The sequence below is a fragment of the Bartonella tribocorum genome (genome assembly GCF_002778015.1).
Classification (GTDB): domain Bacteria; phylum Pseudomonadota; class Alphaproteobacteria; order Rhizobiales; family Rhizobiaceae; genus Bartonella; species Bartonella tribocorum_B.
Genome location: NZ_NJPP01000001.1, coordinates 249,699 through 264,305 on the forward strand (window position 1 = coordinate 249,699; position 14,607 = coordinate 264,305).

Genomic DNA, 14,607 nt, shown 5'->3' on the forward strand with positions numbered 1-14,607 from the left:
CTGAAAAAATCCGTGCAATAACTGTTGCATCATTGAGTATTGCTAAAGAAGAAAAGATTTTGTACTGTCGAAGAAAAGTTTTGTTATGGGGGATATGAAGAATATCAGGTTTTTATTGGGCCTATGCCTATGTTTCCTTTTGCTTTGAAAGATGATAGGGTACAATGGGAAGGTATTATTTTACAGAGAATGATGAAAAAATTAAAATCCTTTCTTGAAGAAGGGATAAAGGTTGTTGCACTTGGCAAGTTTGTCGAAATATCAAATTCTTATGAAGGCCCTTTGTTATTAATGTCCTTAAAACAATAGGGGAGAGTACTGTGATGACATTAAAAGACGCTATAAGAAAAATGTTAGAAGAAAGAAGAGACAAATTTGCTCAACAAAAAACAAAACAAAGGTAAAACTTTTTATGGTCTTCGATAGGAGGCATTAAGATATCATGAAGTGGCTTTTGTTATGGGTGATGATCATTGTCTATCAGATTATTTTCCTTTGCATGTTTGGCGGTAACCTATAGGTGGGAGGAGAAGAAATAGTTGACAAATGATGCTGTCAAAAATTTGTCTTTCAAAGCCTGTGGTTGGCTTGGTTTTGTTATTTTGCACATTTTTTCTGCATGGAAAATTTACACAATAAACTTGAGAGGGAAAAATCTATGAACTTAAAGAAAAAAATATTAAAAAGGAGCAGCTCTCTTGTTTCTGCTTTTATGGTATTGGGTATGATTGCACAACAGGCCTCAGCAAAGACACCGGCGCATACTCTTGTCATGGCTTGGAACCTCGATGCAGTCAGTACATTTGATCCAGCGCAAATCAATGATGTTTATGCAAGTGAAATTATTGAAAATATTTGTGATAATTTGGTCAGTACTTCGGCAGATGATCCAACGAAAATAGTTCCGGCATTAGCAACACATTGGGATGTTTCTGGGGATGATCACAGTACGGTGATTACTTTTCATTTGCGTGATGGTTTGAAGTTTAATGATGGTCGATCAGCCAATGCTAATGATCTTGTTTGGGGGATGAAGCGGGTTGTCAAATTAAAAATGGCCGATGCAGCAACTTTTAATGAATATGGAATTACAGAGCAAAATGTTGATGATGCTTTGCAAGCCCCTGATGAAAAAACAGTGGTGATGAAATTTGATAAGCCTTATCCGGCAGAGCTTCTTCTTAATAATATTGTTGCAAATCATGTCACTGCTTTGCTTGATCGTAAGACAATTATGAAGCATGAAAAAGATGGCGATCTGGGAAATCAGTATTTGAAAGCACATGCTGCTTGTGTTGGTCCTTATCAATTAAAAAGTTGGCGCCCTGGAGAATCTCTTTTATTGCGTGCAAGCGCCCATTATTGGGGAGAAGCACCGAAACTGAAGCAGATTCTCATTCGCCATGTTGCGGAGCCTGGAACACAACGTTTGTTGTTGCAAAAGCACGATATTGATGTTGCTCGTAATTTGACGCCTGAAGATCTTGCAGATTTGCAAAAAACAACAGATGTTAAAGTTGAAAATGTGCTGGTGCCAAGCATGATGTATTGGGGACTCAACATGACAAATCCCATTTTTGCTAAGGAAAAAGTACGTTTGGCAATGCGCTATCTCATAGATTATGAAGGTTTTGGCAAGAAGCTTCTCAAAGGTGTTGGTATTCCACGGGCAAGTTTTATTCCTCTTGGAAATCTTGGGGCTTTAGATGAAAAAGAAGGACAACCCTTTAAGCTTGACATTCAAAAAGCCAAGCAACTGTTAGCAGAGGCTGGTTATCCAAATGGCTTTGAGGCAAATTTCCTTGTTTCAAATACCCCTTCTACTTTAGCTCTTGCCCAGGCACTTCAAGATAATGCTGCACAGGCAGGGGTGCGTCTTAAAATTGAGCGTTTGGCAGGTACACAATTGTTTTCAAAGGTGGATGCTCGAGCTTTTGATACGACTTTTATTGGATGGAATAGCGGGTCTACGGATCCTCATACCATGGCTTCACGTCTTGTTTATAATCCGGATAATCGGTTTGAGGCAAAAAATACAGCCTATCCTAGTTGGCAGCATGGGTATTTTGATGAAGATATGAATAAAAAAGTTGAAGAGGCGTTGTTTCAGAAAGATTCAAAAAAACGGGCGCAACTCTATGCTGATTTACAACGTGAATTGATGCAAAAAGGACCTTATGCATTTATCTTTCAGAAATATAATGTTATCGCGATGACACCTGATGTCAAAAAATGGGTGTGGAGTAGTGCTCCCCATGTTTTTTATAGTGAAATTGAAAAATAATTTTTTACTTGTAAAATACAAAAAGAGTGTAAACATGATATTTTCGGCGTTTTGCATATGGTTTAAAAACTTTGCAAGACGTCGAAGCGCACGTGGGTAATGTGTGGATAGCATGGATAATGTAGGGATATCTTGTAGAGAGAATGTACTTTTACAACATTCTCTTTTAAGGGGATCTGTTATTCTTATTAAAGATGTGTAAATATTAAGACTGAATATTTCAAATTCTGTGAATTGAAAAATGGTCAATTTATTGAGTGAAAAAACAAATGCAACGAATGTTGCGGAATTTACTGTTTCCGAAATAGCAGGGGCTTTAAAACGTGTTGTTGAGGAAAAGTTTGGGTATGTGCGGGTACGGGGGGAGATTTCAGGTTACCGTGGAGCGCATGCTTCGGGGCATGCTTATTTTGCTTTAAAAGATGATAAGGCGCGGTTGGAAGCTGTTATTTGGCGCGGCGTGATGGAAAAGCTCAAATTTCCCCCTGAAGAAGGGATGGAAGTGGTTGCTGTCGGAAAATTAACGACTTATCCAGGGTCATCGAAATATCAAATTGTCATTGAGGCTCTTGAACCAACAGGGGTTGGTGCTTTGATGGCTCTTCTAGAAAATCGTAAGAAAAAATTTACTGATGAAGGCTTGTTTGATGAAGCAAAGAAAAAGCCTTTGCCTTATATGCCTCGAATTATAGGTGTTGTAACATCGCCAACAGGCGCTGTTATTCGTGATATCCTTCATAGGATATCAGATCGCTTTCCGCTGCATATTTTGGTTTGGCCTGTACGTGTTCAAGGAGAAACAAGCGGGAGCGAAGTGGCTGCTGCCGTTGAAGGTTTTAATGCACTTGCACCAGGAGGGCTTATTCCAAAACCTGATCTCCTTATTGTGGCACGGGGAGGAGGAAGTTTAGAAGATTTGTGGGGATTTAATGATGAAGCTGTTGTGCGTGCTGTTTATGCTTCTGACCTGCCCGTTATTTCTGCTGTTGGGCATGAAACAGACTGGACTTTGATTGATTATGTCGCTGATTGGCGTGCTCCGACCCCTACAGGAGCTGCAGAAAGGGCTGTTCCGGTCAAGCTTGATCTTGAAGTGAGTGTCGCCTCACTTGGGGCACGTTTGCGTAAAGGGCTTGCGCGTTCTTTTGATTTTCATCAACAAAAGTTGCGTGCAGCCAGACGAGGTCTTCCTACTGTCGATCAACTTTTCGCTCTACCGCGACGTGGTTTTGATGAAATTTCAAGTCGATTACAGCGTGCTCTTTGTGTGAGCTACGATAAAAAACGCTTTTCTTTTCATGCCCTTCATTTGCGTCTTTCGCCCCGTTTGTTAAAGAGTGAAAAAGCACAACGCCATACAAAGGAATATACGGCACGTCTTCATCGTGCTTTTATGCGCAATGTGGAAAAACAACGCGCGGCGTTAGAGTTGGCATGTAGGCTTTTAAAAAGCACTTCTTATCAGAATATTTTAGAGCGCGGTTTTGTTTTGGCTTTGGGACAAGATCATAAACCTATTAAACGGTTGGCGCAGTTTCCTGAAAGTGGACAAATAAATTTACGTTTTTTTGATGGGGATATCCGTGTTGCAACACAAGAACCTTTTTCTGCGATACGTCCAAAACACAAGAAAATAAAGTCGCCAAGCGATGACCAAGGAACTCTGTTTTAATACGGTGAAGATTATGCTTGCTCAAGGGCTTCTTAAGGGGGCGGATGGAAAAGTTCGTTGTGCATGGGCAGGAACGGATCCGCTTTATTGTGCTTATCATGATAACGAATGGGGAAAACCTATTTTTGAGGATATCCCTTTGTTTGAAAAAATTTGTCTTGAAGGTTTCCAAGCGGGGCTTTCTTGGTTTACGATTTTAAAAAAACGCTCTTCTTTTCGCATTGCATTTGATGATTTTGATTTTGAAAAGATTGCTCATTATGACGCGCAAAAAGTGCAAATGTTGATGCAGAATAAAAATATCGTTCGCCATCAAGGGAAAATTCGATCAGTGCTTAATAATGCACTGAGAACACAGGAAATTATAACAGAATGGGGGAGCTTGTCCCGCTATTTTTGGTCTTTTCAGCCATCACAATCGGAGCGTTATGAAAAGATAGACTTTCAAACACTTTCGGCAAATCCTGTAACCCCTGCTTCTCTTCGTCTGTCTCAAGATTTAAAGAAACGCGGCTGGATGTTTGTTGGTCCCACGATGTGTTATGCTTTTATGCAGTCTGTAGGGATTGTCAATGATCATCTTGAAGGGTGTTTTTGTCGATAAATTGGCAAAATCTCTATTATAATGTCTCATAAGGGCAATGATCAATAGGATAATAATTGAATTGTTTCATAAATGGGCAGGTTATACAATTCTATTGTATAAGATAATTGGAGCATACAAACGATACAATAAGAATGATTTTTTTTGTTGTTGGCCATTAAAATGATAAAAGTGTAATTTTAAAAATGAAAAACAAATGCAAAAAGGCGTAATATCTTAACTGTTATGTATTTGAAGTTAGATAATGGCGATACCCTGTATGTAAAACAGAGCGCCGCCCAATTGCCAATTTACGTGCTTTCTTAAAAAAAATATCTCTTAATGCCCGTTAAGTCCATTTCGCATTGATGCTTGTGAATGGCATAATAATGAAATCATTGAGCATCGCTATCTTACGCTTATGAAGGAACGAGCCGGTACCATCACACACACTTTGCCCACTTTAAAATATTGCGAAAGCGCTTGGCATTTGAAATGGTTTAGAAGAGGTATTTTTATTTCCGCTAATAACATGGATGTTATAACTTATCATAAGTAATGAATATTTTATTCATGTTTATTGAGGAAAATGCAAAATGGTTTTTAGATGGGGTGCTGTTGTTGCATTGTTATATTTTGTTTGGGCTGTATGATCGTTAGTTTATTTGTATGGTAGTCGGTTGCTTGAGACTTGCCTAGGCAATACAAAACAAAATGCAGCAATGAAAAATTGATTGTTAAATAACTCAAGCTGCTTGTGTTCGGTTTTATTATCTGATAACTTTCTTTCATTAGAGAGGGGTTTTTCTGCGTGTGAGCTCCAGTTTTGGGGAGGATACTTAAGCTCAGCCAGACAGGTATTCACTACATTGCGTCGTTAAATCTCTGTATGTTGCTGTTTGGAACTAAACGTTTTGTTACAGCGTGTTGTTTGCTATTCTATTTTTATGGTGGAAGAGTAATGGTCATACTAAAGTTTCGAAGGATTTATATACGCTATTTCTTTGGGGGAATTGTGTAATGAATTTTGTTTTGATTAATGAGAAAGCGCATTCTAATGTGTATTCTTTTATTGCAAGCTTTATCTCTCAGAAGATGAAGTTTGGAAGGAATAGTTCTTCTCATTGTTTCTTTATCTTTGTTAACACGTTTAGCTTTTTTGCAGGCTATAAGGCTTGTCGTTTTGATGATTAATTGGAGGGGCTGATAAGGTTTATTGGCGTGTATAAAGAGATATCTATGAAAAGAATGTCATTATTGGTTAGCAAAATACATATTGCATGTTCGCTATGGTTTGATTGGGCTGTTAATCAATGAATTGATAAAATGGGTGGAATTTAAAAGTAGATGATTCAGTATAGGTGATGAGAAGGTATTTGTTCAATCTTTATGATTATAGATTTGTCCTTTATGATTATAAATTTTCCAAGTCATTTCAGTGCCATTAATTGATAAAAAATAAAGGGGAAAATTTATGAATTTAAAGAAAAAAATATTAAAAAGGAGCAGCTCTCTTGTTTCTTTTTTTATGGCACTTGCAGTGGTTGCACAACAGGCTTCAGCAAAAACACCGGCTGATACTCTTGTAATGTCTTGGAATCTCGATGCTATCAGGACCTTTGATCCTGCGCAAAGCAATGATATTTATTCAACTGAAATTATTTATAATATTTGTGATAATTTGGTCAGTACTTCTTCAGATGATCCAACAAAAATAGTTCCAGCACTAGCAACCCATTGGGATGTTTCTGGGGATGATCATAGTACGGTGATTACTTTTCATTTGCGCGATGGTTTGAAGTTTAATGATGGTCGATCAGCCAATGGTAATGATCTTGTTTGGGCTATGAAGCGGGTTGTCAAATTAAAAATGGCCAATGCGACAACTTTTAATGAATATGGAATTACAGAGCAAAATGTTGATGATACTTTGCAAGCCCCTGATGAAAAAACAGTGGTGATGAAATTTGATAAGCCTTATCCAGCTAAGCTTCTTCTTAATAATATTGTTGCAACGCGTGTGACAGCTTTGCTTGATCGTAAGACAATTATGAAGCATGAAAAAGATGGCGATCTGGGAAATCAGTATTTGAAAGCACATGCTGCTTGTGTTGGTCCTTATCAATTAAAAAGTTGGCGCCCTGGAGAATCTCTTTTATTGCGTGCAAGCGCCCATTATTGGGGAGAAGCACCGAAACTGAAGCAGATTCTCATTCGCCATGTTGCGGAGCCTGGAACACAACGTTTGTTGTTGCAAAAGAACGATATTGATGTTGCTCGTAATTTGACCCATGAAGATCTCTCAGATCTACAAAAAAAAATAAAGATTAAAGTTGAAAGGGTGTTGGTGCCAACCATGATGTATTGGGGATTCAACATGACAAATCCCATTTTTGCTAAGGAAAAAGTACGCTTGGCAATGCGCTATCTCATAGACTATGAAGGTTTTGGCAAGAAGATTCTCAAAGATATTGGTGTTCCACGGGCAAGTTTTATTCCTCTTGGCAATTTTGGAGCTTTAGATGAAAAAGAAGGGCAGCCCTTTAAGCTTGATATTCAAAAAGCCAAGCAACTGTTAGCAGAGGCTGGTTATCCAAATGGCTTTGAGGCAAATTTCCTTGTTTCAAATGTTCCTGCTATTTCAGCTCTTGCTCAGTCTATTCAAGATAGTGCTGTACAGGCAGGGGTGCGTCTTAAAATTGAGCGTTTGGCAGGTACACAATTGTTTTCAAAGGTGGATGCTCGAGCTTTTGATACAAGTTTTATCGGGTGGAATAGCGGGTCTATGGACCCCCATACCATGGCTTCACGCGTTGTTTATAATCCGGATAATCGCTTTGAAGCAAAAAATACAGCCTATCCTAGTTGGAAAAATGGGTATTTTGATGAAGATATGAATAAAAAAGTTGAAGAGGCGTTGTTTCAGAAAGATTCAGAAAAACGGGCACAGCTCTATGCTGATTTACAACGTGAATTGATGCGAAAGGGACCTTATGCATTTGTCTATCAACAATATAGTGTTGTCGCTATGACACCTAATGTCAAAAAATGGGTGTGGAATAGTACGCCACGTATTTTTTATAATGAAATTGAAAAATAAGCGTGTCTTTTCGTATCATCAAAGATAAAAAGAGCTTGATCATCATTGCATGATGAAAATATTCTCCTAATATAGGAGCTCTTCAGTTTTTTTAAGGAGGATGAAATTGTGGGGTATTGTGCCGTATATGATTGAGGTCCTTTATAAGGAGGGAGAAAGAGGGGAAGTTATATTGGGGAGCGTTTTTGTTTATGATTAAAGATTCTCTTCGTCCTAAATAATAAATTGATATATGAGAGAATTGCTTTATAGATGCTTAGTTTGATTCAATGAAGTTGAAGTTTAATACTATGCTGTTTAAAAGATAAAAGAGAAAAATCATAATAATTTTGTATGAAAAGGTAAAAGAATACACAAGAAAGAGATAAAATGGGGAAAAAAGAATGTTGAAAAGAATTTGTGTTTTATTAAGCACAATGGGGTTTTTAAACGGGGCTATCGTATCAGCATTCAGTGCTTCATCTAAAGATATATTGGTGATGGCATGGAATATCGATTCAATGAGCGGTTTTGATCCAGCGCAAACCGTTGAGGTTGTGACAAGTGAGTTATTGACAAATATTTGCAGCGCGCTCGTGCAATATGATGAGCATGATCCTACAAAAATTCGTCCTGCTATGGCACAATCTTGGGATGTTTTAGATAATGGTAAAAGAATAGTTTTTCATCTTCGTGATGATTTAAAGTTTGATGATGGAAGAACAGCAACGGCGCAAGATCTCGTATGGTCGATGCAGCGGATTATTAAATTAGGTTTGAGCTATGCTCAATCTTTAATGGATTATGGGTTTACCAAAGATAATGTTGAAGCAAATGTTCAGGCTCTTGATGATAAGACTTTACAATTAAAATTAGATAAGCCCTATCCTATTCAGCTCGTATTGACCGTTATTGGACAATCTTATGCTTCTGCTTTGCTTGATCGCAAAACAATTGAAACGCACAGTATCAACGGTGATGTGGGAAATAAGTATTTAGCAACACATTCGGCTTGTGTTGGACCTTATAAATTGGCAAGTTGGTCTCCAGGGGATAAAGTTGTGTTAGAGGCTACACAGCATTATTGGGGGGATGTGCCTAAAATTAAGCAGATTGTTGTGCGGCATGTGGCGGATTCATCAAGCCAAAGACTTCTTTTGGAAAAAGGTGATGTGGATATAGCACGGGATCTTTCCTCAGAGGATATTTTAGATCTTGAAAAAAAAGGCGGTCCGGTCAAAATTGGTCGTGTTTTGCGCCCACAAATTATTTATCTATCGTTAAACAATAAGAATGCAGTTTTTGCGAACGAAAAGGTCAGATTGGCACTTCGTTATTTGGTTGATTATGAAGGTCTTGGAAAAACTATTTTGAAGGGAATTGCCATTCCTCGGGCAACTTATATGTCTTTGGGTGTTCCGGGCGCTTTGGATGAAAAAGAAGGTCTGCCTTTTAAGTTAGATTTGAAAAAAGCAAAACAGTTAATTACTGAAGCTGGTTATCCGAACGGTTTTAAAGCTAATCTTCTCGTTGGAAGTCTTAGTTATATGTCGTCTGTTGCGCAGTCTATTCAAGCGAATGCACGCAAAATTGGTATTGAGCTTACAATTGAAAAAATGGCGCAAAATCAATTGTTGAGTCGTGTGCGGGGTGGAAATTATGATACTGCACTTATGGGGTGGGGAAGTGCTGATCCTGATGGACACCCTGCTTCATTGAATCATGTATATAATCCTGATCCAACATTTACGAAAAAGCATAATATGTATTTGGCTTGGCGCGCTGGATATTATGATGAAAATATTAATAAAATGGTGATGGATGCTTTGTTTGAGCAAGACCCTAATAAGCGCATTATGCAATATCGTACTTTACAGCATTATGTGCTAGAGCATGGTCCTATGGTTTATTTATTTCAGACATATTATACCGTTGGTATGGGACCTGATGTCAAAAAATGGGTTTGGAATAGTTACAGACTTTACTACAATAAAGCAGAAAAATAAAAAGAAGCATGTTATAGAGAAAGCTTGCAGAACACGCTTAATAAGGGGTTGTTTTATTCTATAAAAAGGTGTTTGCTTTATGTTTTATCGCTACAGAGGGGATTTTTATAATGGTTTTGCCACTTTCAGAGACTGAGAGAGCTGTATCAGAAAAGCAGAAAAAATTATTTGTATGGGATTTTTTGTCCAAGGGATTAAAACTTCTTATTTCGGTTTTTATTACATTGCTTGGGTTGGTGACGATTACTTTTTTTCTTGGTCATCTTCTTCCTCTTGATCCTGTTCTATCTATTCTTGGTGATAATATCAGTCAGGAAGCTTATGATGCCATGTATCATAAGCTGGGTCTTGATAAGCCGTTGATTGTTCAATATTGGAAGTATCTTCATAATGTATTTTTATTTGACTTTGGAGATGCTTTAACTTCTGGGCGTCCTGTTTTAGCTGATATTATGCGCGTATTTCCTGCAACATTAGAGCTTGCAACTGTTGCTATTGTTATTGGCACAACTCTTGGAATTCCCTTTGGTGTTTTTGCAGCAATGTATCGCGATTCATTTATTGATTATGTTGTCCGTGTTTTTACACTCTTGAGTTATTCTACGCCGACATTTTGGCTTGGGCTCATGGCGTTGTTGATATTTTACGCTAAGCTTGGCTGGGTTGGTGGTCCAGGGCGACTTGATTTTCTTTATGAATATTCTTTTGAACCCAAAACAGGATTTTTTCTTTGGGATACCGCAAGCCAAGGACAATGGGAGGCTTTTGGGAATGCCTTTAGTCACATTATTATGCCTGCTTTGATCCTCGCTTTCGGGGCTATGGCTTATATTAGTCGTATGACCCGTGGGTTTATGATTGAACAACTCAATCAGGAATATATCATTACTGCGCGTGTAAAGGGGTTATCGTGGGCGCGAACCGTTTGGGGGCATGCCTTTCGGAATGCTGCTGTTCAAGTTATTACCGTTGTTGCACTTTCTTATGCTTTTTTATTAGAAGGAGCTGTTTTGACGGAGACGGTTTTTGCTTGGCCTGGTTTTGGACATTATTTGACAAATGCTCTTCTCGCTGGAGATATGAATGCAGTTGTAGGATGTACTTTACTTGTAGGATTTATCTTTGTCGCTATTAATTTATTTTCTGATTTGCTTTATCGCATTTTTGATCCAAGGACACGTTGAATATGACAGTCAATAATCATTATAAATCACAATCATCATCTTCTTTGGGCAGTTGGTTAAACGACCCTGTTCCACAGTCCATAATTCAAGCGAATATACAAAAAATTTATCAAGCACTGATTAAGTTTTTTCATAATTTTTCGGCTGTATTCGGCTTGCTTATTATTTGTATTATTATCATATGTGCACTTTTTGCTCCTTGGATTGCAACGCACGATTTTCTTAGCAATGATCTGGGAAATCGGTTGCAGCCTCCCTCTATGGAACATTATTTTGGGACAGATGAATTAGGACGTGACATTTTTAGTCGTCTTGTTTTTGGTTCTCGTATTACGCTTTATGTTGTCTTTCTCACAACAATTATTGTCGGTCCAATAGGGCTTATTGTGGGGACTGTATCTGGTTATATGGGGGGATGGGTTGATACTGTTCTTATGCGTATTGTCGATATTTTTCTTGCTTTTCCAGGTTTGATTTTAGCTCTTGCATTTTCAGCTGCATTGGGACCAGGGATTGAAAATGCTTCTATTGCAATTTCAATTGCGGCATGGCCGCCAATCGCACGTTTAGCACGCGCTGAGACTTTGACAATACGTTCTTCTGATTATGTTTCTGTCGTTCGCTTGCAGGGGGCTTCTGCTTGGCGGATTATTTTGTTTCATGTTGCGCCCATGTGTATTCCTTCAGTGATTGTACGATTAACTTTAGATATGTCTGGAATTATTTTAACAGCTGCTGGTCTTGGATTTTTGGGGTTGGGAGCACAACTTCCAAGTCCTGAATGGGGGGCAATGCTTTCATCAGGGCGGGAATTTATGATGACAAATTGGTGGTTGGCAGCAATACCAGGCTGTGCAATATTATTTGCGAGCCTTGCTTTCAACCTTTTAGGTGATGGTCTTCGTGATGTATTGGATCCACGTAATGGGTAATAAATTATTAGAAGTAGAAAATTTACGTATTTCTTTTCCTACAACGCGCGGCATTTCAGAAGTTGTGCGCGGCGTTAGCTTTTCTATCGGAAAAGAAAAAGTTGGCATTGTTGGTGAATCCGGATCTGGAAAGTCGATGACTGGGCGCGCAATACTCAAGTTGAGCCCAAAAGCAGCCATTGTTAAAGCTAAAAAAATGCGCTTTGAAGATGTTGATTTATTGACGGCAAGTGAATCTCAGATGCGAAAAATCCGAGGGAAGCGTATTTCAATGATTTTACAGGACCCCAAATATTCGCTTAATCCACTCATACGGATTGGGGAGCAGATTATGGAGGCTTATCGTATTCATTACCGTGTTTCAAAAGCTGAAGCGCGGGAACGCACCATATCTATGTTAGAATCTGTTCATATTCGTGATCCTGAACATGTAATGCGTCTCTTTCCTCATGAAATATCTGGAGGAATGGGGCAGCGTGTGATGATTGCAATGATGCTTATTCCAAAACCTGATTTAATTATTGCCGATGAACCCACATCTGCACTTGATATTACGGTTAGACGACAAGTTTTATCCGTACTAGATGAACTTGTGACAAAGTCTGGAACGGGGCTTATTTTCATTAGTCATGATTTGAATATGATTGCTGATTTTTGTGATCGGATTTTGGTGATGTATGCGGGCCGCGTTTTAGAAGAGTTGTCTGCTTCTAATTTGTCTCATGCTTGTCATCCTTATACGAAAGCTTTACTCGCGAGTTTACCACGACTTGATAATCCTGTGGATGTTTTGGCTGTTCCTGAGCGTGATCCTGATTGGTTACATAATCCTACGATTGTTAATGGTGTTGAGGAGGTTTCTCCATGACAAATTGCGAGAATATTATTGATGTTTCTAATTTATCTGTGACTTTTGGGCATAGGCATAAGGCCGTAACAGTTGTTAAAAATGTTAATTTTCATATTAAGCGTGGTGAAGCTTATGGTCTGATTGGTGAATCCGGATGTGGAAAATCAACGATCTTGAATACATTGGTGGGGCTTATTCCAGAATATAGTGGAGAGTTCTTTTTTGCTGGAGAAGAAGTCGCAAAAAAAAGAAGTAAGGGCTTTTTGCGCTGTATTCAAATGGTTTTTCAAGATCCTTATGCTTCGCTGCATCCAAGAAAAATGGTCCATACGGTTCTTTCGGAATCGCTCAAAATCCATGGCATGGATAATCAAAGAGAGCGGGTGGAGGATGCTTTGGATTCTGTTGGTTTAAATTCTTCATTTCTTTATCGTTATCCTCATGAGTTGTCTGGAGGACAGCGTCAGCGTATTGCTCTTGCTCGTGCGTTGATTATTGAGCCTGAGGTTTTGTTGCTTGATGAGCCCACATCTGCATTGGATGTGTCGGTACAGGCTGAAATTTTAAACTTGTTGAAATCCTTACGAGAAGAAAAAAAGCTTACTTATTTGATGGTATCCCATGATCTTGCTGTTGTTGCACATATTTGTGAACGTGTTGGAATTATGCATAAAGGGATTATTCTTGAAGAGCTTAGCAATGATGAATTGCGTAACCTCCATGCGCAATATGATTATACAAAGGAGTTTTTTGAAGCCAGTATTGAGCCTATTGTCCATAGAGAGCAAAGAGCGTGATCGATTTTACAGAAGAAAAAATGAAATTTTTCTGTTTTAGGTTTCTAGAAGTATTTTGCATTCTTTTAGAAACAGAGAGCTTTGATATTTTTTATAGTATAAAATGTTAGCCAGTATAATTTACTAGGAGAGATTTTAACTGTAATATTTTTTATTAGGTCTATGCGTTATGCAGCTGTTTAATAAAAATACAGTATTTATCTGATATTATTGCATTATTTTTTGGATTATAAGTTTTTGAGCATTATTTATTAGAATAACGGTTTAGTAGATAAAGATTGCTGTATTTCTTAAAAAATTCTGATTACTTTATAGTGTAGGTTCTTTTATTGTCTTTAATCTTTGTTATAATTTTAAATTCTTATTGACCATAAAATTCTTTGAAGAAGAAGCTGTTGCGAGAATTTTTTAATAAATAAGGTGTTTTTTCTAGGAGTTTTGCTTATCACTTGGAGATAAAGCGCTTTGCGACGTTTTTGTTTATGAGAGATAAATACCATTCAATATCTAAGATAGCGTAAGGGCTGATTTCTCATAATCACTGAATTTAGTCTCATCCTTAAGCATAATCACCCGCTCTGGTGCATAATTCTCATTCTTTTGCGCAAAGGCTGCCACACGCTCTTCACGCCCCAATTCCAGAAAATTGGCAACCCCTTCTACAGCTGCCTTTGCAGGGTTATAACGAGAGCACTTTTCTGCCTTGTGTACGAGAAGCTCCTTCAATCTGGTATGCTTCAAAAACAATATCTAGCCTTGTAAATCAATAAATCTTGATGGAGATGATGCTGTGGGATAATCAACGAAAGCTATTCGAACGATCTTTTTATGAAAGAGTGTCAAGAATAAAAAAGGCAGCCTATTGTACTGCCTTTTTGTTAAATTGAATAGAATGAATAGGCTGTTTTTACAGCCTTGCTTTAAAACTGATAGCGTATGCCGCCTGAAAAACTTGCACCACTTATACCGGTTTTTTTGCAGCTTTTGTTGATAACTCACATCACCATGAAGGGAGAGATTAGTGGACAATTGTGCACTAATACCAAGCCCACCTTCAAGGGAAGTCCCTGAGGGGTCACGTTTATAATCCTTATCAATATGGATTGCTTGATCATCACCAAAGGTTTTGATCAAGTTTACTTTTCCATAAAAAGACATAGGACGGTTGTTTTCTGTGGCAATGGTTTTGGTTAAACGTCCACCAACACGGATCAACCATT

At 38.2% G+C, this 14,607-nt stretch carries 11 protein-coding genes and 1 pseudogene; 10 read left to right on the forward strand and 2 right to left on the reverse strand.

Going from position 1 to position 14,607, the window contains the following annotated elements; translation table 11 throughout:
- The first annotated feature begins 39 nt into the window (after window positions 1-39).
- The 10 genes from CEV08_RS00970 (at window position 40) to CEV08_RS01015 (ending at window position 13,387) form a co-directional block, all read left to right on the forward strand.
- Window positions 40-309, forward strand: a complete 270-nt coding sequence (locus CEV08_RS00970; RefSeq protein WP_143434447.1) for a hypothetical protein — start codon at window positions 40-42, stop codon at window positions 307-309.
- Between the two features lie 349 nt (window positions 310-658).
- Window positions 659-2,284 carry an ABC transporter substrate-binding protein gene (locus CEV08_RS00975; protein ID WP_100129921.1) on the forward strand — a complete coding sequence of 542 codons (1,626 nt, stop codon included), beginning with the start codon at window positions 659-661 and terminating at the stop codon, window positions 2,282-2,284.
- Window positions 2,285-2,525: 241 nt separating this feature from the next.
- Window positions 2,526-3,956 carry an exodeoxyribonuclease VII large subunit gene (xseA, locus tag CEV08_RS00980; protein ID WP_100129922.1) on the forward strand — a complete coding sequence of 477 codons (1,431 nt, stop codon included), beginning with the start codon at window positions 2,526-2,528 and terminating at the stop codon, window positions 3,954-3,956.
- Entirely contained in the window at window positions 3,934-4,560 is a 627-nt protein-coding gene (locus CEV08_RS00985; RefSeq protein ID WP_100129923.1) for a DNA-3-methyladenine glycosylase I, read from the forward strand. The genes xseA and CEV08_RS00985 overlap by 23 nt, the downstream gene beginning before the upstream one ends.
- Window positions 4,561-6,013: 1,453 nt before the next feature.
- A complete protein-coding gene (locus tag CEV08_RS00990) occupies window positions 6,014-7,639 on the forward strand; it encodes an ABC transporter substrate-binding protein (RefSeq protein WP_100129924.1) in 1,626 nt (541 codons plus the stop codon).
- A gap of 383 nt (window positions 7,640-8,022) precedes the next feature.
- Window positions 8,023-9,624: an ABC transporter substrate-binding protein gene (locus tag CEV08_RS00995; RefSeq protein WP_100129925.1), complete on the forward strand. Its 1,602-nt coding sequence runs from the start codon at window positions 8,023-8,025 to the stop codon at window positions 9,622-9,624.
- A 110-nt stretch (window positions 9,625-9,734) separates the two neighbouring features.
- Window positions 9,735-10,808, forward strand: coding sequence for an ABC transporter permease (locus tag CEV08_RS01000; protein WP_100129938.1), 1,074 nt, complete (start codon window positions 9,735-9,737; stop codon window positions 10,806-10,808).
- A gap of 2 nt (window positions 10,809-10,810) precedes the next feature.
- Entirely contained in the window at window positions 10,811-11,740 is a 930-nt protein-coding gene (locus CEV08_RS01005) for an ABC transporter permease (RefSeq protein ID WP_100129926.1), read from the forward strand.
- Window positions 11,733-12,608: an ABC transporter ATP-binding protein gene (locus CEV08_RS01010; protein WP_100129927.1), complete on the forward strand. Its 876-nt coding sequence runs from the start codon at window positions 11,733-11,735 to the stop codon at window positions 12,606-12,608. The genes CEV08_RS01005 and CEV08_RS01010 overlap by 8 nt, the downstream gene beginning before the upstream one ends.
- On the forward strand, window positions 12,605-13,387 hold the full coding sequence (locus tag CEV08_RS01015) for an ABC transporter ATP-binding protein (protein ID WP_100129928.1): 783 nt from the start codon (window positions 12,605-12,607) through the stop codon (window positions 13,385-13,387). The genes CEV08_RS01010 and CEV08_RS01015 overlap by 4 nt, the downstream gene beginning before the upstream one ends.
- A gap of 507 nt (window positions 13,388-13,894) precedes the next feature.
- Here the strand turns inward: CEV08_RS01015 and CEV08_RS01020 are convergent.
- A complete protein-coding gene (locus CEV08_RS01020) occupies window positions 13,895-14,128 on the reverse strand; it encodes a hypothetical protein (protein ID WP_245407010.1) in 234 nt (77 codons plus the stop codon).
- 179 nt (window positions 14,129-14,307) lie between these two features.
- A pseudogene (locus tag CEV08_RS01025) lies at window positions 14,308-14,607 on the reverse strand (autotransporter outer membrane beta-barrel domain-containing protein); the annotation flags it as partial.